Source organism: Lactiplantibacillus brownii (genome assembly GCF_031085375.1).
In the GTDB taxonomy this organism is placed as follows: domain Bacteria; phylum Bacillota; class Bacilli; order Lactobacillales; family Lactobacillaceae; genus Lactiplantibacillus; species Lactiplantibacillus brownii.
This window is the reverse complement of record NZ_JAVCWF010000001.1, coordinates 2,030,637-2,053,130: the sequence shown is the minus strand read 5'-3', so window position 1 is coordinate 2,053,130 and position 22,494 is coordinate 2,030,637. Positions and strand designations below refer to the sequence as shown.

The following is a 22,494-nucleotide window of genomic DNA, read 5'->3' as shown; positions in this document are numbered from 1 at the left end:
TTGGTTCCTCGCTTTCGTTATTGAATAAATTCAGTATAGGCATAGACAAAATTGCTGTCAAGTGAAAAATTAGAATTTGTTGTGAATTTGGCCGGAAATTTTAGCAATAATCCGATTGCGTTGAGTCGCCAAACCGATACCGCGAGTAACTCATTTTAAGTTCGTTTCATAATAGGCGATGCCTAAAATCAGTTTGCTATTGTTTGTTCAAGACGCGTTATTAGTTAACTTTACTGTTGACGATTAACGATGATTTTGTGTGAGAAAACAGCGTCCGTGGGGGGTGGCTGACGGCTTTGCTCTCGATTAATTAAAAATACAACAGAATGAATATTGAATTATCACTAGTTCATCGAACGTACGTTTGCTATAATTAATTATGAAAGGCAGGTGGCGTTATTTTGAAAGAACTAACTAGACGTCAACAGTTAGCAGACTTAGGGACTGAAAAGAGATACACGTTTACCGGCAACTTTGAGCGCTATGGTTATCGACACGGTTATCAGTATGATGAACCGACGATTCTCCTTAAAGATATTCGTTTAAAGGGTAAACAACTCGTGATGACCCACTTGTGGTTCAATTTATCGAAAGCGTTTAGCGACCTTGGTGAATTAAAGCGTGGCGATCAGCTTCAATTTTCGGGTCGTATTGCGCCCTACATTCAGGACTATCAAGGTCATCGTGAGGATGCTTTTTCTGAGACTTCCGTGGATTATCAGATTGCTTATCCCAGCAAAGTCCGATTATTGAGACCTGCAAGTCGGCGGTCACGAGCCGTGTTACCGACTGATTTGACGGCCTTAGTCGCCCAAATCAATCAGTGGAATAGCCAAGAAACTAATGGCAATTGAGACTTAAAAGCCGAATAATGAGTTGACAATGAGAAAAAATGGTGTTAAATTAGTTTTAAATTAAAAATCAATTAAGACGTTGAAGAGAAGAGTAGCGTTGGCGATAATTTCCCAGAGAGCTTCGAAGTGGTGCGAGAAGCAATTATCAAAAATGTGAAGATGGGCTTGGAGTCATGACGCGGGTCGCAAACGGCTACGCGTGCGGTGGCAACCGATATATTGCGGAGTATCCTTATTTGGTAGGGTACTTGTCGAGGTTGTCATTGTGAAATGACAATGAATCACGGTGGTAACGCGAAAGCTTTCGTCCGTTAGTTTCTTTTAGAGAGACTAATGGCCGAAAGCTTTTTTGTTTTTAACGGCGAAGAGAGGACGTAATCAGATGACAGTGATCGCAGTGAATGGTTTATTAAAAACACAGCAACAATGGGCGCAACCGACTCAAGGGGCGCCGCTAACCAGAGTTTTAATTTTGAACCTAATGCCCACTAAGTTGACCACGGAACGTCAATTTTTGACACAATTTGCTCATTTAACAACTGACGTTGAGGTGACTTTTATGTATCCAGTGAGTCATCATTTCAAAAGTATTCCGCGCGCCACGGTCGCTGAAAATTATGTGACCCTGACTGATATTGCGGCACAACATTTTGATGGCTTGATTGTGACTGGCGCCCCCGTTGAGCAACTGCCGTTTGAAGCCGTCGATTATTGGTCAGAATTTCAAACCATTATTGATTGGGCCCAGACACATGTGACCCAAACTTTATTTGAATGTTGGGCGGCCCAAGCTGGTTTATATGCTCAATTCAAGATTAAAAAACAACTTGTTGCTCAGAAAGTATTTGGGATCTATACGGCCACGGCGGTTGATCAAGCCTCACAACTTGTCACTGGTCTAAGTGCGGGCGGGTTGTTGAAGATGCCCCAGTCGCGGCAATCACGATTGGACTTACCGCACCATTTACCAGCGGATTTGCAGGTCGTGGCGACAAACCGCCAAGTGGGGCCGTTGATATTAACAGCTGCCACCAAGCACGCCGTCTATGTGACGGGACACCCAGAATATGAAACGGATACCTTAGCTAACGAATATTTTCGGGATCGTCGTAAGCACCGGCCAATCAATTTGCCGCAACATTATTTTGTCGATCAGTCGCTAAAGCAAGTTCGCAACAGCTGGCAGGCGGCTAGTGGCCAGTTTTACCAAAATTGGCTTGAAACTTTGAAATTAACGAAAGTAGGTCTTTAAGTTATGACAGAAAATAAAAATTATCATTTTGAAACACTCCAAGTCCATGCGGGTCAGGTTGTCGATGAAACGGGCTCCCGTGCCGTTCCTATTTATCAGACGACTTCTTATGTCTTTAAAGATGCAAAGCAAGCTGCCGGACGTTTTGCCTTAACCGATGCTGGCAATATCTATACGCGTTTGACGAATCCTACGACAGACGTGGTCGATAAGCGGGTGGCCGCCTTGGAACATGGGACGGCTGGCATCACTTTAGCGACTGGTTCGGCGGCGATTACGGCAGCTATTTTGAACATTGCCCAACAAGGTGACGAGATTGTGGCGGCTAATACGTTATACGGTGGGACTTACGACCTGTTCAGCGTGACATTGAAAAAGTTAGGGATTACGACACATTTTGTTGATCCAGATGAACCAGCGAATTTTGAAGCGGCCATCACTGATCGGACTAAAGCCTTATATGTGGAGAGTATCGGTAATCCTGGCATCAACTTGGTGGATTTTGAAGCGATTGCCAAGATTGCCCATGCGCATCAAATTATTTTTATCGTGGATAATACTTTTGGCACGCCATATTTAGTTCGACCGTTAGAACATGGTGCCGATGTGGTCGTCCATTCAGCCACCAAATTTATTGGTGGTCATGGAACGACGATGGGTGGGGTGATTGTTGAAGGCGGCCAGTTTGATTGGCGGGCGAGTGGCAAGTATCCAGGCTTCACCACGCCTAGTCCACAGTATAATGGGCTGGTGTTCGCTGATCTAGGTGGTAGCGCGTTTACCACTAAAGTCCGTGCCGAGACGTTGCGTGATACTGGTGCCACGATCAGTCCATTCAATTCTTTCTTATTGCTACAAGGATTGGAGTCCTTATCATTGCGGGTGGAACGGCATGTTGAAAATACGCGCAAGATTGTTGCCTATTTAGATCAGCACCCGAAAGTCGCTTGGATCAATTATCCAGAACTTAAAACGAGTCAGTATCACGCACTCGCAACAAAGTACTTTCCCAAAGGGGTGGGGTCAATCTTCACGCTTGGTTTGACCGGTGGAGAAGCCGCTGGCAAAGCACTCATTGCGCATTTACAATTATTTTCATTATTGGCAAATGTGGCGGATGCAAAATCGTTGATTATTCATCCGGCTTCAACCACGCACGCCCAATTAAATGAACAAGAATTACGTGCGGCTGGTGTGACGCCTGATTTGATTCGGATCTCCGTCGGGGTTGAAAATGCGACCGATTTAATTGCAGATCTTGATCAAGCTTTAGCCAAAATTTAAGTTAGGAAGGTGATTTAAATGACACAGACGATCGAAGTGGGCCTGTTGGGTTTTGGAACCGTGGGGAGTGGTGTCGTGAAGCGCTTGACGCAAGCTGCAACTAAAATTACCCAGACACAGGGCTTCCGGTTACATCTGGCAGTGGTTGCTGTGCGTCATTTAAATGCGCCTCGAGCCGTAAGTTTGCCGCTTGGGACCCGATTAACGGATTCAATCCAGTCAGTGGTTACTGATCCACAGATTCAAATTGTGATTGAAGTGATGGGCACGCTGGTAACTGCAGAAGCGGCGATCGTTACCGCTTTAAAACATGGTAAGTCGGTGATCACGGCCAATAAAGATCTCATTGCAACAGCCGGGGATCGGTTGACCAGATTAGCGCAACGTCAACACTGTGATTTGTTCTATGAAGCCAGTGTTGCGGGCGGCATTCCCATTTTACGGACGTTAACAGATAGTTATGCGACCGACGAAGTTGAACAACTTGCGGGCATTATTAACGGGACTGCCAACTATATTCTGACTGCGATGACCGCAACTGGCCAATCATATGGTCAAGCGCTCGTGGCGGCCCAAGCGGCTGGCTATGCCGAGACTGATCCAACGAATGATGTTGGTGGCTTAGATACCGCTTATAAATTGACGATATTGAGTCAGTTTGCCTTCGGTCAGGCTCTAACGTTGGCACAGCTTAAACCAACTGGCATGACCGCGATAACGACGGCTGACTGTCAGGCCGCGTCAAAAGCAGGTTGGCAGGTGAAACTGTTGGCACAGGTCCAACGACATGCGGGACAGCTATATTGTCGCGTGGCACCGGTTGCGGTTCCTAATCAGAATGCGTTGAGTCAAGTTCAGGGCGTTCAAAATGGTGTGGCGGTGACCAGTCAAGCCATCGGGGACTGTTTATACACTGGGCCAGGTGCCGGGAGTACGGCAACGGCCAATAGTGTTTTAAATGATGTCATTGTGGCGGCACAGCATTGGGTTCAACAAACGCGAGGGCCGGTGGTCAATCCTGATCAGCAACGGCTTCCCGTTCAGTCACTGACTGAAATACCACAAACTTATTTATTATTTACCGAGTTACCCGTGGCACAGTTACAAGCGCACGCTAATGAAAGGCATTTCTCAATTAAACGTCAAAATACGATTTGTTATCAAACCAGCGTGTTGACTCGGTTGCAGCACGATAATTTGGTGGCTAGTTTAGGGCATGAGAACGTCACGGCGCTCCCAATTGCTTTTTCAACGCAATGGCCGGTGGCTGCCGTACAAGCGGAAAGTTCAGCGGTGGATCTCGCAATTTAAATTTCATGAGGACTAATTTGATAAAGGACACTGACGTACAGTATACTGTGAGTAAGTGTCCTTTTTTATGATTTAAGAGTTCGAAGCACATTTGAAAGTTGTGCCTTTGTGCACACGCTGAATTGGAGTGAAACGAATGAAAATTGCGGTGGTCACTGATAGTTCGGCCAATTTGTCGGCGCGAGCGGCAGCAGATTATAAAATTACCGTCGTTAACGATCCGATTATGTTTGGTAATCATGTCTATCATGAAAATGTCGATATTACCGCGGATCAATTTTATCGATTATTAAAAGTAGAAAAAGATATTCCCACGATTTCTCAAATCTCAATGCCTGAGATGCAGCTCGTTTTTGATGATCTTAAAGCTGCTGGCTATGATCAAGTGCTAGTCATCGGTCTCAGCAGTGGCATTAGTGGTTATGTCAATAATTTAAAAACTTATGCGCCCTCTGTGAAAGATTTAGCCGTCCAAGTCTTTGATTCACGAACGGCGTGTGCCGGGACGGCGAATATGGTCAAATTGGCTGCTGCAATGGCTTTGGCTAACTATGATTTAGCCACTATTTTGAGTCAATTACGGCGTTTACGCACCATGACTCAGACGGTGTTTATTGTGAATAGTATGCGGCATTTGGTCAAAAATGGGCGGATTTATAATAATAGTAGTTTAGCGGGGACAATGGTCTTACGCAACAAGCCAATCATTACTTTTAATGCGCATGGTAAAATTCAAGTCTTGGGTAAAGAACGGACGTTGAAGAATGCCCAACAAGCCGTTCAAGATGATTTTGACCGGTTTGTGATCACACAACAGTTACCCGTACGCTTAGATATTATCAGTGCGAATGATCCACAGATTGCGGAAGACTGGGCGAGTGAGTTACGTTACCAATTTCCGGCCGTCCGCGTTAAGACTGGCGAAATTGGGCCTTTGATGGGGACATTGACAGGTGAACACGCGCTTGGCATGATTTGGTCCTTGGATTGGAAACCACTTTTGACTAATCTGAATCAAGCTGATTAAGAACTCATTTGATGAAAAAAACACATTTGAAGAATCTTTATGAAAAAGTTCTGATTTATTTCAGAACTTTTTTCATGGTCGAAAATTCTTTACATTATAAGGTTGGAAACGGTCACATCAACTATTGGTCTATACAAAATTCAATTAAACCGACTTTGATATAAACGCACGTTGTGATAGGATTTGTGAGGTGTTGAAAAAGAGAACAGGGAGAGATTGGTATGAAAACATATTTTCAAAGGATGGGCCAATCACTAATGTTGCCGATTGCGACGTTACCAGCAGCGGCAATTTTAGTAGGGCTCGGTAACTACTTACCGAAAACGTGGTTATTATCACGTTTTATGATTAACGGCGGCGATGTCGTTTTAAACAACTTGGCATTATTATTTGCGGTTGGGTTAGCCATCGGGATGTCAGTGAACAAAGATGGCGCCGCGGCGATTGCCGGCGTAGTCGCTTACTTAGTGCCAACAACCATGTTGAGTCCCACGAATGCGATTGGGCTCGCAAATTTACTTAATGTGAAAGCTAGTTCATTAAATGAAGCTTTCAAATATGTTGATCAAAATGTGTTAGTCGGCATCTGTGCCGGGCTAATTGCGGCGGCACTTTATAACCGGTTTCATGAAGTGAAGTTGCCGATGGCGTTGTCGTTCTTCAGTGGCAAACGGTTAGTGCCGATCATTGCGGCATTTGTCATGCTATTCTTTACCGCAGGCATGTATTTCGTTTGGCCATTCGTGTATGGCGCCATGGTCACCTTTGCGACGAGCATTTCTAAACTCGGCTTTGTGGGGGCGGCATTATACGGATTCTTTAACCGCTTGTTGATTCCGACAGGGTTACACCACGCGTTGAACTCGGTTTTTTGGTTCAATGTGGCTGGAATTAATGATATTGGAAACTTTTGGGCCAGCAAAGGGGTCAAAGGCGTCACTGGGATGTATGAAGCGGGCTTTTTCCCAATCATGATGTTTGGATTGCCCGCTGGTGCCTACGCCATCTATCGCAATGCGTTACCAGAAAATAAAAAAGAAACGGGTTCCTTAATGTTAGCTGGTGCGTTTGCGTCATTCTTTACCGGCGTGACGGAACCACTAGAATTTTCATTTATGTTTGTGGCCTGGCCATTGTACGTTTTGCACGCTATCTTCATGGGGTTATCTTTGGGATTTGCAGCCATGATGCATTGGACCGCTAGTTTCTCATTCAGTGGTGGTTTAGTGGATTATTTGTTGAGTTTCCGGATGCCGTTGGCAAATAAACCGTACATGTTGATCGTTCAAGGGCTAGTCATGGCAGTCATTTATTACTTTGGCTTTGATTTTGCGATAAAAAAATTCAATTTGAAGACTCCTGGGCGTGAACCAGTAGCGGCGACTGATACTGGGGCGACGACGATGGTTGCGGCAGAGACGACGGATGATAAATTTATGCGTCAAGCAAAGCAGATCTATGCGGCGATTGGTGGTCATGATAATATCAGTGTCATTAATAATTGTACGACACGTTTACGGCTTCAATTAAAGGATACGGGTAAAGTCGATCAAGCTGCCGTGAAAGCAGCGGGAGTGCCCGGATTAAATGTCTTGGATGTGCATAATATTCATATCGTGATTGGGACAGAAGTCCAGTTTGTCGCTGAAGCCTTACAGACATTGTTTAGTGGTAAAGTGGCAACTGAACCAATCGTTTCTGAGACCCAAACGGCACCGGCAGCCACGACGGCTACGAGTAACACGACCGCAACCGTACCAGTGACAACGATTTTACAGGCACCCGCAACCGGGACGTTGATGCCGATTAGCGCGGTGGCTGATGAGACTTTTGCGCAAAAGATGCTTGGCGATGGCTATGCGGTGGAACCGACGGATAATGAAATCGTTGCGCCAGTTAGTGGCGAAGTCACCAGTATTTTTCCAACCAAACATGCTTTAGGTTTGAAGACCGCTTCAGGGTTAGAAATCTTGTTACACATGGGGATCAACACGGTTGAAATGAACGGTACGCCATTTACGTTGCACGTGGCTAAAGGCGATCAAATCGCGGCCGGTACCGCGGTTGCGACGGTTGACTTGGCAGCCATCAAAGCCGCTGGTAAAGCGACGACCATGATGGTGGTTATTACGAACATGACCGAAGTACATCAATTGACCTTAAATCAAACTAAAACCGTTATTGCTGGTGATATTGTCGGTGCAGCGGAATAATGACTATAAAACGCTAGTTGACAGGAATCTGTTGACTAGCGTTTTATTTAATTAGCACTTGTTTAACTTGCCGCTCCGGTTGGTCTGGACTGATGCTGGAACGTGGTGGCCACGTTTGTGAGCCAAAAGGCGGTCTCACAAGCCGGGCTTTCTCTAAGCTGGAAAATTCACCAGCAACCGAAACGTGTTCGGTCCAACTGCTCCTTCCACTTGGGTCACCATCACAACCACTCGGAAAGCCACCGAGTAATTGTGGTAGCTAGGCAATGCTCAGGAGCAACCCGTTGGTCCTCACACTCTGAAAAATTTCACCACTGAGCATCATCCAGCCCGCCCTGCGCTAAACATTACTTCTAATATTGATTAGTCTTTTGTTAGGTGTTGAGTTAATCAGTACCTTTTTGATTGAATTGCTATTCAAGTTTAAAACTCATTTGAATTGCGGTTAACTATAAAAATAATTTTTTCGTGTTTAGATATCATTGAATTTATGCTGGGTCACTGACGATAACCAATTTTGAGGATTGATTGACGTTGGTGTTTTAGATCCTAGATTGAGTCCCAAAACCAATTCAAACTTGGCTGACCGATTTGGACAAATCCGATATAACCAGCACTTATAAAGGGGGCTTGTCAAGCTGGTTAATTATTTTGAAGTTGGTATGCTGGAGTCGTTTAAGGGGGAAAGCAATCATGAAAAAAACTGGTTTTGTTGCAACCATGATGACTGCGACACTAGGTTTAGGCGCGCTTATGGCGACGACTGCAGAAGGGACGCAGATAGATGATCAAGCGATGGTTCAAGCCATGACGAATGCTGGAACTGATCCATTAACAACTAGTCAAGAATTGACCGCGGCAGATCTGAGTTGGACCGAGAAACGGCATCAAGCTGCTGATTTGACGCATCGAGCAACGCCCAGAAAAGTTCATCAGGCGAATTTGGTTCAAATTTTACGTGGTTGACAGAGTAGACCTAAAATAAACGCTAGCAGGCTAACTTCTCATTTGAAGTCGGGCTACTAGCGTTTTTTGATTAAGCTTGATAATTACTGATTTCAATCAAGTTGTTGTCAGGATCACGGACATATAATGAAGTTAATTTGCCGTGAGCGCCGGTTCGTTCAACCGGGCCTGCAACGATATTGACAAAATAACTCTTTAAATGATGTTGGATGGATTCAATCGGATCCTTAGCGATGAAACATAAATCGGCACTCCCAGGCGTTGGTTGACCAGCGACAGGTTCATGCGGTTCATCGACGACTTGAAAGTTAATCTTTTGTTTGCCAACGAGGACGGCCTGACGATCGCCATCAATAGTGATGATGGGTAGATCAAAGACTTCATGATAAAAGCGTAAAGTACGCGGTAAGTCAGTGACGGTTAAGACGATATGATCAATGTCACGAATATTCACGAGCTCAAATCCCTTCAAAATAATTTCAGGTTTAAGTATACCACGAGCCCAACCACTATCGTTTAGAAAGGGCAAATCGATAACTTGATTTAGGATGACCCCAAACGAGGTATCATAGTGTTCATATTTGAAATCTGCATACCCTCTGACGTTAAATAGTAAGGAATACTGGTAAGATTAATGCCATCGAGACCCAATTGATATTGGGTCTACTCATGATTTAGCGCAGGGCGGGCTGGATGATGCTCAGTGGTGATCTTTCTCTTAGCTGGTGAATTGCCAGCTTAGAGAAAGCCCGGCTTGCGAGACCGCACTTTGGCTCACAAACGTGGCCACCACGTTCCAGCATCAGTCCAGACCAACCGGAGCGGTAAATTAAGACTTACCTACAATCCACTAGCGGTTCATATTAAGGGCAAAGTTAAGTCAAACACCTATCAAGGGCGCCTTGAATTTTGACAATAGCACCGATTCATAGTAAGGTATTAACTACTAAGAAGGAGGACTATTTGTGATAACGATTCGACCAGCTGATCAGGATGATGCGGGCCAGATAGCACCGCTAATTAATATGATCTTTGATGAAATGCAACTTGAGGAACTAGACGACATTCCAGAACCTGACTTAGAGCAGGCCATTACTGCCGCATATCAGACACCCGATTATTTGTCTGAGAAAGCGACGACGGTAGTGGCCGAGGCCGATGGTCAAGTGGTCGGGGTCGCATTTGGTTACCCTGACAAGAATGAAGATGCCGTGGATGACGTGTTAGCGCGCGTGACTGCAGGCAATGATGCGTTTGGTTCAGCGTTTGAAGCTGAAGCAGAGAGTTATGAACATGAATGGTACTTGGACTCAATTGCGGTTGATCCTAATTATCAAGGTCACGGGATTGGTGGACGCTTATTAGCAGCGTTGCCAAAGTATGCTCGTGAGGCCGGTCAGAAACGGATCGGTTTAAACGTTGATATGGCGAACCCTGGAGCGAAGAAACTCTATGACCGGTATGATTATGAAACGGTCGGGATTAAGCCAATTGGTGATCATATGTATTTTCACATGCAGTATGAGTTAGATAAGGACTTAGTCATGGCATAGAGCCGCTAAGCCTTAGTTGGCAGGCCTCGTTAGTTAACGGGGCCTGTTTTGCAGAGTTAATTAATGAAAGCGTAGGATGAAAACAAAATGGCTTTACTAGAAGTAAAAGACCTGTCGCAAAGCTTTGCCGATCGTAAGTTATATGAAGATGCTAACTTTACGTTGGAGCGCGCAGATCACATGGGTATCGTTGGCCAAAATGGGGCCGGCAAAAGTACTTTAATTAAAATTTTAACGGGACAAATTTTACCCTTAGAAGGGGAAATCAAGTGGCAACGGCATTTGCGGACGGGGTATTTGGACCAATATGCAGATATTCCTGAAGGCATGACCTTGTATGCTTTTCTCAAAACGGCATTCCAACGGCTGTATGATATGGATGCAAACATGCAACAGTACTATGCCGACTATGCGACGAGCATGGATGACGGTTTGTTGGAACGAGCCGGTCGGATTCAGGAAACGTTGGAAGCGAATAACTTCTATGATATTGAAACAGAAATGGAACGGGTCATTACTGGTTTAGGGTTGGATGAAATTGGTCGTGACCATGTCATCAGTGAAATGTCTGGTGGGCAACGTTCAAAGATTATTTTAGCTAAATTACTGTTGGAAAATCCAGATGTGATTATTTTGGATGAACCGACGAACTATTTGGACACGGCGCACATTACGTGGTTGGAAGACTACTTGAATGGTTTCCGCGGCGCCGTCATGGTCATTTCTCATGATTATGACTTCTTACAAAAAGTCACAAACTGTATTTGTGATGTGGCGTTTGGCAAAATCATCAAGTATCGTGGTGACTTCCAATCGGCGATGCGCCAAAAAGAAGCGCGCAAACAAGCGCAATTAAAGGCGTTTGAGAAGCAACAGGTTGTCATTGATAAGGCTGAAAAGTTCATTCGGAAAAATAAGGCCGGTTCGAAGTCGACAATGGCGAAGTCTCGAGAAAAGATGCTTTCGCATTTGGATCGGGTCGATCCACCGAGTGAAAATGCACACGCTAGTTTTGCTTTCCCTTACTTAGATACGGGGTCGCAAAACGCCTTGACCGTGGTGAAACTTTCAGTTGGGTATGGCAAGCCATTGTTGGCGCCAGTGACGTTCACAATGACGAATGGTGAGAAGTTAGCCTTTAAAGGGTTTAACGGGGTTGGTAAATCGACCTTGATTAAATCAATCCTGGGCGTCATCCCAGCTTTAGGTGGGAAATCGGACTTTTCACCCTCTGCCAAGATCAACTATTTCAACCAAGATTTGGAATGGGATAATCCTGAATTAACGCCGTTGCAAACGATTCAAAATGATTATCCGACGATGTTACCGAAAACGATTCGGACTAAGTTGGCTAAATGTGGGATTAACGCCGCAAACGCAATGAAACCGATGCATCTATTAAGTGGTGGGGAACAAACTAAGGTGAAGCTAGCTTTGCTGGAATTGATTCCTAGTAATTTCTTGATCATGGATGAACCAACAAACCATTTGGATGATGAAACTAAGGAAGGCTTGAAACGGGCTTTACAAAGTTTCCAAGGTAATTTAATCTTAGTCAGCCATGAAAGCAGTTTTGTGGATGATTGGGTCGATAAAGAATTGAACGTTGAAAAGTTAAGTTTGAAAGAACGACAAGGCTAAAAGTGATCAATGTCATCAATGTCATCAATGTCATCCAGAGATGGGTGGCATTTTTTTAGCCATTATTTGATTGAACTTGAAGGTGAGGGCCGTTCGTCTGCGATTCTCAAGTGGCGAGCTTTACAAAATAATTACACAGAATTTACGATTTTTTGATGGTGTCTCACCAATGATTCCACAATAATGAAAGTAGCTTGAAAATTAGCAATAAGTTTTCATAAGGAGCTCATTAATGGTGCACAGTTTTTTTTATAGTGTGATGTTGATTTTATTTTTATTGGGACTTTTGGGACAGTGGGTGTATCGGGCCTACTTTCAATTATTATTAATGGTACACAGCATTGAAATTTTATTTATGGGTGTCGTCGGTTGGTACACTTTTGGACCAATGATTATTTTGCCATTATTAGGATTATGGTTAACTGGTTTAGTGATTATTTATATGATGAATCGCTTCCCCAGTTAACGCAAAAATAGCGCTGATCACTCAACTTGTTAGATGAAAGTTGGGTGATCAGCGCTATTTGGTTACTCGATAATTTGACTAATATCATGGTCATCGGGGAGCTTGAAGCCGCGATTAGGGACACTGGTTGAGAAGACGATCTGTGTGCTAGTCTTCCCAAAAGTCTGCAACTGATTGACGAAATCGTCTAGTTCTTGAGTTGATTCAAAAATGACTTTCAAAATTTGCGAATACTCGCCAGTGACACAGTCGCACTCTAAAATGTTGGGAATCCCTTCCACAAATGGATAAAAACGTTCCTTTTGAGTGGGTTCCAATTGGAGTTGAATATAAGCTTTGATCCGATAATTTAATTTTTGATAGTTAAGATTTGCCTGATAATCACGGATGATGCCGCTCTTTTTTAAGCGCGTGATCCGTGCGGAGATGGCTGGTGATGAGATGAAACATTGGTCAGCTAAAGCCTTGAGCGAAGTTCGGGCGTCCGTTTGTAAGGCGTTCAGAATCTTCAAATCAGTTTTGTCCATGGAAAAACGCCTCCCTAAGTAATTAGTAGTATCATAGCATACTTTCACAGTTGTTTTTAATCTTATGGTTAACTTTCCTAAGAAAGGATAACAACTTTACTGTTGAATATAAATAGGGTTAAAATACGACTATGAATTAATAAATTGTTTGGGAGGCTGATAAGGTGCAAACAGCTAGAGTTCGTGTTGCCGTGACAACCGTGTGGCGACAACCACGTTTACGGTCAATCGATCGGGCAGCCCTGGATAGTCAAGGGCTGGGTGATTGGATCGCACAAATGACGGATGCTGATTCGGTGGGGTTAGAGCACGATAACTTATGTGTGACCCAAGCCCTGTTTAATGATCCCGTGTTAATCGAGCGGCGTGTCGGTGGCTGGGCCTATGGTTATGTGGGCTCACAAAAAGATGCCCAACATCCGCAAGGTTATCCGGGGTGGTTCTGGGCCGCACATCTGTCTACGGCTGAATTGCCCCTCCAAACGGGTCCAACGGTAGTGATTCGGCGGCCATTTACGCCATTATTGCGACCAGATGGCAGTACCATTTTGCAGTTGAGTTTGGGAACGGAATTAGCTGTGATCTCGACTAAGAATTCTCTTTATGATTTGGTACAGACACCGCTAGGGCCAGCGAAAGTCGCCAAACGAGCCACACAATTTGATTTTCCAACGGTAAATTTAACGGCCGGACAGCAGTTGGTTAAGTTAGGTGCTAAATTTTTAGATTTGCGTTATTTGTGGGGCGGTTTGAGCGCATATGGTTTTGATTGTTCTGGTTTTGTCTATGCGCTTCACCGCTGCATTGGGGTGACATTGGCGCGTGATGTGAGTGAACAAGTGGCGAATGGTCAACCAGTTAGTTTGGCCGACGCACAACCGGGTGACTTGTGCTTTTTTGCGCATCAGCAAGGACAGGGTGTGCTGCATCATGTCGCACTGTATGCTGGCGATGGTTGGTTACTGCATTCACCAACGCCTGGCAAACAGGTGACCTATTTACAACTATCGGCGACGTATTTGCAAGATGAACTCGTACAAGTCCGACGAAATTGGTAATTAAAAATTAAATGAGGCGAAATTAGGGTGCGAAAGATAAGTTTGCTTAAATGGCTGTGTTTAGGATTATTAGTGGTCGTTGGGTTAAGTGGTTGCGCGAAGACCACCTCTTCATCAAAAACGACTCCTGCCAGTCAAAGTTCGAAAAAACGTCAGTCGCCATATGTGACGAGTCAGCGGCCGACGTTTTATGTTCATGGTTTTCAAGGAAGTGCGAAATCGACTAATACCTTGATCGCACATGCCGAAAAGACTGCTCACGCGCACAAAGTGTTGGTTGCGACCGTCAGTACCAGCGGCAATGTGACACTCAGTGGCCAGTGGAAAAAGGGAACAAGAAATCCCATTATTCAAGTCGTCTTTAAAAATAATTTAGCACAATATGATCAGCAGAGTACCTGGTTAGCAGCGGTCATTACAGCGGTAAAAGCGCAACAGTCGTTTAAGACTTATAATATTGTGGCGCACTCGGCTGGCTGTGTGGCCAGTGTCAACATGTTGATGACGACACAGGCGAAGGGTTTCCCGAAGATTCATAAATTGGTGACGATTGCCGGTCCCTTTGATGGGGTCGTGGGCGAAGATGATGTTGCTAATCAGAACTCATTTTTAAGCTCTGGACAACCGAAGTATGCACACGCCGCTTATGAATTACTGGTCGCTAAACGGACAAACTTTCCGAAAGGCGTGCACCTGCTCAATATTGTTGGTAATTTAGATAATGGTTCCAATGAAGATGGGTTTGTCACGAACGTGTCTGCACGTTCAATTAAGTATTTGTTGCGCGGCCGCCAAGTTCACTATACTGAAAAAGACTTTTATGGTAAAAAGGCTCAACATAGTCAATTACATGAAAATCCTAAAGTAGCTTTAGCAGTAGATCGTTATTTGTGGCATCGTTAAACACACAAAAGCGCTGACTTTTTGGTCAGCGCTTTTGTTATAGGAAAAATAGAAAATAAGCTAAGCGAATTAAATGATATAAGGCATATAGCGTAACAAGATAAACCGCTGAAATACCCCCATAGACGAGACCTTTATAACTATGCATTTACAGGACCCCCTTGATTGACTAGTTCAAGTGTAAAGCGGTTACGCAAAAATGACAACGCTAACACCCTCCATTTGGTTAGAAAGTTTAAGAATAGCGTAATAGAAAGGCAAACCATTAGCTAAAAGTTCAAGAGTATGGTAGAGTTAGTTCTTGGTTTGGGACATGTGGATCAACCAAACCGATGATCAAAGTAAGAACCTCAGATTTTGAATAAAGTAATTTTTAGTATAAAGTACTCTGCCCCAGTATCAATACACAGAATTATTTACCAAATTTCCTGAGCATTAGGGAAGGACGTAATTAAATGCGCGTAACAATTAATAAAGGTCAGCAGGTTTATTCCGATATTCCATTAATGACCGCTCGACAACGCTATATCAAGGCGGATGTCTGGGAAATCAAAAAAGCGATTATTGAAAAGTCAGCAATCAATGGCTGGACCGTACAAGCTTTACAAATGAATTAAAAAAATAACGGTAGGCCACGACGCAACTTGTCGTGGCCTTTTTGTAGGAGGTGTTTGAATGCGTGATCAGCAAGTCGTCAATCGGCCCTTAATTAGTATCACCAATGTCATCTGGAGTTTTGATCAGACGACCCAACAATTGCTCGTCTTATTATTGCAACGTTCACAAGCGCCATTTAAAGGAACCTGGGGATTGCCAACAACGTATTTACGCACAGCTGAAAGTGCTGAGGCTGCGTCATTACGCTTAGTCCGGGAGAAATTGGGCCTCAGTTTGCCAACCTTCCATACTGAACAGTTGGCAACTTTCACGAATACCCGGCGGGGGCCGGGTGAACGAGAACTTGCCTTAACCTATATGGTGTATTTACCTAGTCAACCCACTTTAGTGCCGGGTTATGGCGCGCAAGCGGTTGATTGGTTTGCCGTGGTTCCTGATGCTAATGGTTATAATTTGGCTGGGCATGGGCTGACCTTTCAAGGATTACCAGAAACCATTGATGCCACCACTTATTATCAGAATCAGCAACCGTATGTGACGGCTAATGGCCTCACCGCCGATCATACGTTGATTTTACGAACCGCCTTGCTACGAGTTCGTAATCGGTTGGATTATGCACCAACGATTTTACTCGTGTTAGGGGACCAGTTTACTTTAAAACAGGCCCGTGAACTCTACGCGATTTTATTGCGTAAACCGCTTAGTGCCATTGATAATTCTAATTTCCGCAAAACCCATGTCCATCTATTTAACGAAATTGGTCTAGTTCATCAACGCGCATCTGGCCGTCCCGCCAAAGTTTATCGGTTAAAAACCGACAGTTGACAGTGAAAATTTCACATGGTAATCTGATGACACTTAAAGGTACAAAATACCTAAAATGAGCACTGCTGCTATTTAGGACAATCATGGGGGATTGAAATAATGGAAGTTAAGGGTAACAAACTTTTGCTGCTGATCGGGACGGCGTGGCTTTTTGACGCCTTAGATGTGGCATTATTATCATTTATCATGCCGGTGATCAAACAAAGTTGGCATTTATCAGCCAGTCAAATGGGAGCCGTCAGTGCCGTCACGTCATTGGGAATGATGATTGGGGCACTCGGCTGTGGCTATTTGGCGGATAAAATTGGTCGTAAGCCAGTCTTGATTGCAACCTTGCTATTATTTTCTTTTGGGAATTTATTGCTCACGCTGGCACCAAATGTTGGCTGGTTCTTGGCCGTTCGATTTATTACTGGGATTGGCCTTGGGGGCGAATTACCCGTAGCCGCTACGATCATTGCGGATCATTTTACCGGGACCAAACGCGCGCGAATGTTAGTCTTAGTCGATAGTTTTTGGGCATTCGGTTGGATTTTAGCTTCAGTCTTATCATTTGTCATTATGCCAAAATTTGGCTGGCGAATAACGGTGCTGATTACCGCCTTGATGGGACTTTATGCGCTATTAATGCGGCGTCATTTACCCGAAAAAGCTAAGACGGAAGTGACGACGAAATTGGCTTTTGGACCGGCGTTGAAAGCAATTTGGTCGGCAAAATATCGGCGGGCAACGTTCTGTTTAAGTACACTTTGGTTTATCATCATGTTTGCTTATTATGGGATGTTCCTATGGTTGCCAAGTGTTCTGGTGATTCGAGGATTCTCGGTCGTTCATAGTTTTGGCTATACGGTGTTAATGAGTTTGGCCCAATTGCCAGGATACTACTTGGCGGCTTGGTTAATCGGTAAATTTCCTCGTAAATGGGTCTTGGCCCTCTACTTGATTGGGACGATGCTCAGTGCTTGGGCCTTTGGGTCGGCCACGACTGAAACGATGATTTTAATCAGTGGGGCGTGGTTGTCGTTCTTCACGCTTGGTGCTTGGGGCATTATGATTGCATTCACACCGGGGCAATTCGAAGTTTCAGCTCGTGGAATGGGGATGGGGTTTGCTCAGTCCATTGGGCGGATTGGCGCGACGATTGGGCCTTACTTGGTTGGGTCATTGATTGCGGTTGGATTTAAAATTCCAGCTATTTTTATGGTCTTTGTCGGGGCTCTAATCATTGGCGTGATCGTTTTATTATTAGGTTTGCATGATGAAGATCGTTAAATAATTAGTTTATTGTGTCTGGGGTATTAATTATCCGAGGCATTTTTTATTGCACATTAATTAGCCAATATAAATTTAAATTTGCGCCATTTTCTTGGAAGCTTGCTTGACACAGATGGTTACTGAAACGACCATGATAAATTCATTTATCAACCGATAGAAAAGCTGATAAATAGGCGTTTTTAGAGGTGTAACGGGTTGCCAATCGTGCGAATAACTTCTATGATTAAGCCGATAATACGATCGGGGTGAAGAAAATGGCAAAAGCAAAATTACGATTCAAGGCGGAACAAAGTGCGCGTTTACGATCACAATTAATGTTAGCAAGCGCTAATCTTGAAATCCGACAGGAACCAGTGTTGCGGCGGTTAGTTCGGCGTGCGGGGCATCGATTGCAACTGACCGGAGATAGTGCGGCAGTTGCCCGCCAAATTGGGGTTGACCTAGGGTATTATTTGTTTTGTCATGAGTATGAAATGCCCCGAGCCGCCTATGATTTATTGGCGGTCGCCCAGCTGGTCGCAACTGAACCAATTAAACCGGGGCGGGTGGTGACTTTACGGACAGGTCGCAATAAGCCACCTAAAAATTGAGATCATGGAATAACACGTTGCTTTATCCTAGAATTGCATTAAAATGAAATTAGTAAACTATTGGAAGAGGGATCTTATGGGAAAGAACGCGCGGTTAAGGAAGTTAGTGTTTGCAGGGCTATTTGCAGCAATTATTTTTATCGGTATTAGTATTTTAAGGATTCCATTACCTGCAATCGTTGGCCGACCTTTCATTCACTTTGGCAATATTTTGACGGTGATTGCGGTGATGCAATTGGGATTCGGCTATGGCGCCACGGCCGGAGCGATTGGTTTAGGACTATTTGATATTTTAAATGGTTATGCGGCAACCGCATGGCTAACCGTTTTGGAAGCCATCATTTTGGCGGCAACCGTTAGTTTATTTTTCCAACTAATTGGCTATGATGAACAGCACCTATCGAAACTCTATCTTGTTTCACTGGCCGCCGGAGTCGTCAAGATTCTGACTTCTTGGGGCAACGGCGTGATCGTTGCTTTGATGGCCGGGACGTCTTTGAAAGTTGCGATGATTGGCGCGTTTTCAAGTCTATTGGCAGCGACCATCAATTCGATTGCTTGTTTTATTTTAGTCCCGCTTATTTATAAATTATTGTGTCAGCTTGGTTTTAGCCGGACACGCTTTAACTAAATTTACGCCACCAACTTGATTTTATGGGTTAGTGGCTTTTTGCTTACAAAACTGTTAAAAGAAGCACCTCCGCATGATGGGGAAGTGCTTCTTTTTAGAGTCCTATTAGTCCTGTTTGCCCGACTTGATCTTGTATTTTGAAATGTTCCCTAAATGTTCCCTTTTACCTTCTAACAGCTTCTCATTGGTTCTTAAAACAAAAAAAGGAATGCCGTCATACCGGCATTCCTGCGCACCTGTTCTGGTAGGTGACTAACTGTTATGGAGATGGCGAGAGTCGAACTCGCGTCCAAGCATATTGCCCTTCGGATATCTACGATCATAGGCATACTATTTGAAATTCGCCATTACAAACGCCGCATGTCAGGGCACCCAGTAATGACTAACCCGATTAATCTCTTCTCGCTACTTCAGGTGTGAGCATTGAGCGTAAGTCCACTTAATTTAGGACCCAGATCTGAGACATGGACGATCTCAGGAGGATCTACGGTTAGCGCTGTTTAGGCAGCTAAAGCGTAAGAATTGTTATTATTTTTTGCAGTTATAAATAAACTGAGTGGTTTTACGTGGCACAACCACGAATCGCAATCCGAACTCAAACTATACCTGTCGAATCCAGAACATCCCCAAATTCGATACAATCATAGTTTAGCATAGTCGCTGGCGACTGCCAACTAATCTGTTTGACGATGTAAGCGTGCCATCATTTTACGGACGTTCATGGATAGTGCCATTACTGCCAAGATGATTAAGATACCACCAAACAAGTCAAAGCCAGTCAATTGAACATTTAAAAAAGTGACTGAAAAAATCGTTGCGGCTAATGGTTCAAAGGCATCTAATAAACTGGCGGTTGTAGGTAAAATATCACTGAGGCTACGTGCAAACATGAAGAATGGCGCGACCGTTCCAAGTAAAATGATGACAACAATCAGCAACCATTCGAAAGCATTTAGGCTTAAAGAGACCGTCCAAGCGGGTTTGATGACCATTAAGAAAATGCCAGCGATTAACAGACCCCAACCGGTAATCGTCAAGGCCCCGTATTTTGGCAATAATGGCCGTGGAATTAAGGTATTCGTAGCCACACCAATGGCTGACAAGCCGCCCCAGAAAAGCACGACTGGTGAAATGGCGAGACTGTTCAAATGCCCATGGGTCACAATTAATAGCGTGCCAACGAAAGCCATCAGCATACCAATCGCTTCAGCACGTCGGGGCTTGACGTGTTTGAATAAGAAATAATAAATGCTAATAATAAATGGTCCGAGAAATTGAATGATGGTCGCAATTGGGGCGTTGCCGACTTTGACTGCTTCAAAGTAACAAAGTTGAACAGGAATGAGCCCTAATAAGCCGTAACAGATGACTTGAATCGTATCACGATGTTGTCGCCAAATTGCCAAGGGCTTGGTGCCAGCGAGTTGGGCCCAGATCAGCATAATAATGCCAGCGCTAATCATCCGAATTTGAGTTAACCAAAGTGGGGTGATATGTGGATTGTGGATGAAGAGGGTACTCGCGGCGACACCCGAAATGCCCCATAGAATGCAGGCGATACTCGCAAGCAGCACGCCACGTAAATGATGTTGAGTGGTCATCGAATCGCCCACCCTTGAATAAATTGTCCTTTTAAATGCATGTCTCGCACCCCTATTCTGAAAATTAACCAGCGCTTTTCATTATAACAAAGTGCCATGGCTAACAGGCCTGGCCGTAGTGATTTTTCACGCAATTATCATGCCCTTGTTATTTTCAACTGAGATGAGCTTTCTGTATCCAGAAATGGGGGACCATGCTATGATAGTGACAACTGAGTTCTTATCAAATTTTAATTTGGAGGATCAAACGATGAAAGCAATTATTACAGTGGTAGGGCAGGATCAAGTTGGGATTGTTGCGACTGTTGCTAACGAATTAGCTGAATTGAACATCAATATTATCGATATTTCACAAACGTTGATGGCGCAAAATTTCACCATGATGTTGGCTGGCGAATGGGACGATCACGCCTTGAATTTTGCGACGGCGCAAACGGCTCTGACTGCGTTGGCAACCAAAACAGGCTTGACGATCCATATTCAACGGCAGGCGGTTTTTGACGCCATCCAGAAATTGTAGGTGTCTTGATGGAAAGCAAATCAATTTTAGAAACGATTCAGATGGTGGCCGAAGAAAATTTGGACATTCGGACGATTACGATGGGAATTTCATTATTCGATTGTATCGACAGTGACGGTAAGCGGGCGCGGCAAAAAATTTATGACAAGATTACGACTAGTGCGCGTGATTTAGTCACCGTTGCTGACCAAATTCAAAGTGAGTATGGAATCCCAATTGTGAATAAGCGGATCGCGGTCACGCCGATTGCCATGGTTGCCGCGGCCAGTGCTGATCATGATTACGTGGCCTATGCTAAAACTTTAGATCAGGCTGCGGCCGCAATTGGGATTGATTTAATTGGCGGTTTTTCCGCGCTAGTTCAAAAGGGCTGCCAATCCGGTGATGACAAGTTGATCGCGTCTATTCCAGAAGCATTGGCGAGCACGAAGCGGGTCTGCAGTTCGGTCAATGTTGGTTCGACGCGTGCAGGCATTAATTTGGACGCGGTCGGTCGCATGGGACATATTATCAAGGAATTGGCTGCGACGGACCCCGTCAATTGCATGAGTTTGGTCGTGTTTGCGAATGCGGTGGATGATAATCCGTTTATGGCGGGAGCCTTCCACGGTGTCGGTGAAGCTGACCGTGTGATTAATGTCGGAATCAGTGGTCCGGGTGTGGTTAAACGGGCCTTAGAAGCGGTTCGTGGTCAAACGATTGATGTCGTTTCAGAGCAGATTAAGAAGACCGCTTTCAAAGTGACGCGCATGGGACAATTTGTGGGCACGATTGCGGCCGAACGATTAGGCGTCCCCTTTGGGATTGTCGATTTGTCGTTAGCGCCGACGCCCAATGAGGGGGATTCTGTCGCAGAAATCTTGGAAGAGATTGGCCTTGAAAGTGTGGGTGCACCAGGGACGACCGCGGCATTAGCTTTACTCAATGATGCCGTGAAAAAAGGTGGCGTCATGGCTTGTGAGCATGTAGGTGGTTTGTCTGGGGCCTTTATTCCAGTTTCTGAAGATGCCGAGATGATCCGGGCCGTCAGTACGGGTCGGCTGAATATTGAAAAACTTGAAGCGATGACGGCGGTTTGCTCGGTTGGGTTGGACATGATTGCCGTGCCTGGTACAACGACTGCCGCAACCATCAGTGGGTTAATTGCGGATGAGGCGGCTATTGGCATGATTAATAATAAAACGACCGCGGTCCGCGTGATCCCTGCCGTTGGCAAAGACGTTGGTGATTCGGTTGAGTTTGGCGGTTTATTCGGACGAGCGCCTGTCATGGCGATTAATCCCAGTCAACCAACGACCTTTATTCAACGCGGTGGGCATATTCCCGCACCGATTCATTCTTTTAAAAATTAAGAGTGGCATAAAAAAGCGTCTGCGAGA

22 protein-coding genes and 1 other RNA gene are annotated in these 22,494 nt (G+C 44.7%); 19 read left to right on the top strand and 4 right to left on the bottom strand.

What is annotated here, in order from left to right:
* Positions 1 to 401 precede the first annotated feature (401 nt).
* The 7 genes from RA086_RS09700 (at position 402) to RA086_RS09670 (ending at position 8,907) form a co-directional block, all read left to right on the top strand.
* Complete coding sequence (locus RA086_RS09700; RefSeq protein WP_308703595.1) at positions 402 to 854, top strand: hypothetical protein; 453 nt, start codon at positions 402 to 404, stop codon at positions 852 to 854.
* 382 nt (positions 855 to 1,236) lie between these two features.
* Positions 1,237 to 2,106: a homoserine O-acetyltransferase/O-succinyltransferase family protein gene (locus RA086_RS09695; RefSeq protein WP_308703594.1), complete on the top strand. Its 870-nt coding sequence runs from the start codon at positions 1,237 to 1,239 to the stop codon at positions 2,104 to 2,106.
* A gap of 3 nt (positions 2,107 to 2,109) precedes the next feature.
* Positions 2,110 to 3,390, top strand: coding sequence for an O-acetylhomoserine aminocarboxypropyltransferase/cysteine synthase family protein (locus RA086_RS09690; RefSeq protein ID WP_308703593.1), 1,281 nt, complete (start codon positions 2,110 to 2,112; stop codon positions 3,388 to 3,390).
* Positions 3,391 to 3,408: 18 nt separating this feature from the next.
* A complete protein-coding gene (locus RA086_RS09685; RefSeq protein ID WP_308703592.1) occupies positions 3,409 to 4,701 on the top strand; it encodes a homoserine dehydrogenase in 1,293 nt (430 codons plus the stop codon).
* Between the two features lie 136 nt (positions 4,702 to 4,837).
* Entirely contained in the window at positions 4,838 to 5,728 is an 891-nt protein-coding gene (locus RA086_RS09680; protein WP_308703591.1) for a DegV family protein, read from the top strand.
* 221 nt (positions 5,729 to 5,949) lie between these two features.
* Positions 5,950 to 7,941, top strand: coding sequence for an N-acetylglucosamine-specific PTS transporter subunit IIBC (nagE, locus tag RA086_RS09675; RefSeq protein ID WP_308703590.1), 1,992 nt, complete (start codon positions 5,950 to 5,952; stop codon positions 7,939 to 7,941).
* A 693-nt stretch (positions 7,942 to 8,634) separates the two neighbouring features.
* The gene (locus RA086_RS09670) at positions 8,635 to 8,907 is read left to right on the top strand and encodes a hypothetical protein (protein ID WP_308703589.1); all 273 of its coding nucleotides are present in this window, start codon (positions 8,635 to 8,637) and stop codon (positions 8,905 to 8,907) included.
* Between the two features lie 70 nt (positions 8,908 to 8,977).
* On the opposite strand, the gene RA086_RS09665 is transcribed toward RA086_RS09670, so the two are convergent.
* The gene (locus RA086_RS09665) at positions 8,978 to 9,361 is read right to left on the bottom strand and encodes a VOC family protein (RefSeq protein WP_308703588.1); all 384 of its coding nucleotides are present in this window, start codon (positions 9,359 to 9,361) and stop codon (positions 8,978 to 8,980) included.
* 511 nt (positions 9,362 to 9,872) lie between these two features.
* Between RA086_RS09665 and RA086_RS09660 the strand changes: the two genes are divergently transcribed.
* The 3 genes from RA086_RS09660 to RA086_RS09650 all read left to right on the top strand — a co-directional run bounded on the left by RA086_RS09660 (position 9,873) and on the right by RA086_RS09650 (position 12,567).
* Positions 9,873 to 10,460 carry a GNAT family N-acetyltransferase gene (locus RA086_RS09660; protein WP_308703587.1) on the top strand — a complete coding sequence of 196 codons (588 nt, stop codon included), beginning with the start codon at positions 9,873 to 9,875 and terminating at the stop codon, positions 10,458 to 10,460.
* Positions 10,461 to 10,547: 87 nt separating this feature from the next.
* Positions 10,548 to 12,101: an ABC-F family ATP-binding cassette domain-containing protein gene (locus RA086_RS09655; protein WP_308703586.1), complete on the top strand. Its 1,554-nt coding sequence runs from the start codon at positions 10,548 to 10,550 to the stop codon at positions 12,099 to 12,101.
* Positions 12,102 to 12,333: 232 nt separating this feature from the next.
* Positions 12,334 to 12,567, top strand: a complete 234-nt coding sequence (locus RA086_RS09650) for a hypothetical protein (RefSeq protein ID WP_308703585.1) — start codon at positions 12,334 to 12,336, stop codon at positions 12,565 to 12,567.
* 62 nt (positions 12,568 to 12,629) lie between these two features.
* Here the strand turns inward: RA086_RS09650 and RA086_RS09645 are convergent, their stop codons facing one another.
* Complete coding sequence (locus RA086_RS09645; protein WP_308703584.1) at positions 12,630 to 13,094, bottom strand: Lrp/AsnC family transcriptional regulator; 465 nt, start codon at positions 13,092 to 13,094, stop codon at positions 12,630 to 12,632.
* A 164-nt stretch (positions 13,095 to 13,258) separates the two neighbouring features.
* Between RA086_RS09645 and RA086_RS09640 the strand changes: the two genes are divergently transcribed.
* The 7 genes from RA086_RS09640 (at position 13,259) to RA086_RS09610 (ending at position 18,994) form a co-directional block, all read left to right on the top strand.
* Entirely contained in the window at positions 13,259 to 14,152 is an 894-nt protein-coding gene (locus RA086_RS09640; protein ID WP_308703583.1) for a C40 family peptidase, read from the top strand.
* Between the two features lie 27 nt (positions 14,153 to 14,179).
* Positions 14,180 to 15,055: an alpha/beta hydrolase gene (locus RA086_RS09635; protein WP_308703582.1), complete on the top strand. Its 876-nt coding sequence runs from the start codon at positions 14,180 to 14,182 to the stop codon at positions 15,053 to 15,055.
* Between the two features lie 455 nt (positions 15,056 to 15,510).
* Positions 15,511 to 15,672: a hypothetical protein gene (locus RA086_RS09630; protein WP_137606561.1), complete on the top strand. Its 162-nt coding sequence runs from the start codon at positions 15,511 to 15,513 to the stop codon at positions 15,670 to 15,672.
* 58 nt (positions 15,673 to 15,730) lie between these two features.
* Positions 15,731 to 16,498 carry an NrtR DNA-binding winged helix domain-containing protein gene (locus tag RA086_RS09625; protein ID WP_308703581.1) on the top strand — a complete coding sequence of 256 codons (768 nt, stop codon included), beginning with the start codon at positions 15,731 to 15,733 and terminating at the stop codon, positions 16,496 to 16,498.
* 96 nt (positions 16,499 to 16,594) lie between these two features.
* Positions 16,595 to 17,770 (top strand): MFS transporter, encoded by a 1,176-nt coding sequence (locus RA086_RS09620; RefSeq protein WP_308704453.1) that lies wholly within the window; start codon positions 16,595 to 16,597, stop codon positions 17,768 to 17,770.
* Positions 17,771 to 18,027: 257 nt separating this feature from the next.
* Entirely contained in the window at positions 18,028 to 18,363 is a 336-nt protein-coding gene (locus tag RA086_RS09615) for a hypothetical protein (RefSeq protein ID WP_308703580.1), read from the top strand.
* A 76-nt stretch (positions 18,364 to 18,439) separates the two neighbouring features.
* Positions 18,440 to 18,994, top strand: a complete 555-nt coding sequence (locus RA086_RS09610) for an ECF transporter S component (protein WP_308703579.1) — start codon at positions 18,440 to 18,442, stop codon at positions 18,992 to 18,994.
* Positions 18,995 to 19,253: 259 nt separating this feature from the next.
* Here the strand turns inward: RA086_RS09610 and ssrA are convergent.
* Positions 19,254 to 19,622, bottom strand: a transfer-messenger RNA (tmRNA) gene (gene ssrA, locus RA086_RS09605).
* Positions 19,623 to 19,668: 46 nt separating this feature from the next.
* On the bottom strand, positions 19,669 to 20,595 hold the full coding sequence (locus RA086_RS09600; RefSeq protein ID WP_308703578.1) for a DMT family transporter: 927 nt from the start codon (positions 20,593 to 20,595) through the stop codon (positions 19,669 to 19,671).
* A gap of 250 nt (positions 20,596 to 20,845) precedes the next feature.
* Between RA086_RS09600 and RA086_RS09595 the strand changes: the two genes are divergently transcribed.
* Together RA086_RS09595 and RA086_RS09590 are read left to right on the top strand one after the other, a co-directional pair.
* A complete protein-coding gene (locus RA086_RS09595) occupies positions 20,846 to 21,115 on the top strand; it encodes an ACT domain-containing protein (protein WP_308703577.1) in 270 nt (89 codons plus the stop codon).
* A gap of 8 nt (positions 21,116 to 21,123) precedes the next feature.
* Positions 21,124 to 22,467 (top strand): PFL family protein, encoded by a 1,344-nt coding sequence (locus RA086_RS09590; RefSeq protein WP_308703576.1) that lies wholly within the window; start codon positions 21,124 to 21,126, stop codon positions 22,465 to 22,467.
* Positions 22,468 to 22,494 lie beyond the last annotated feature (27 nt).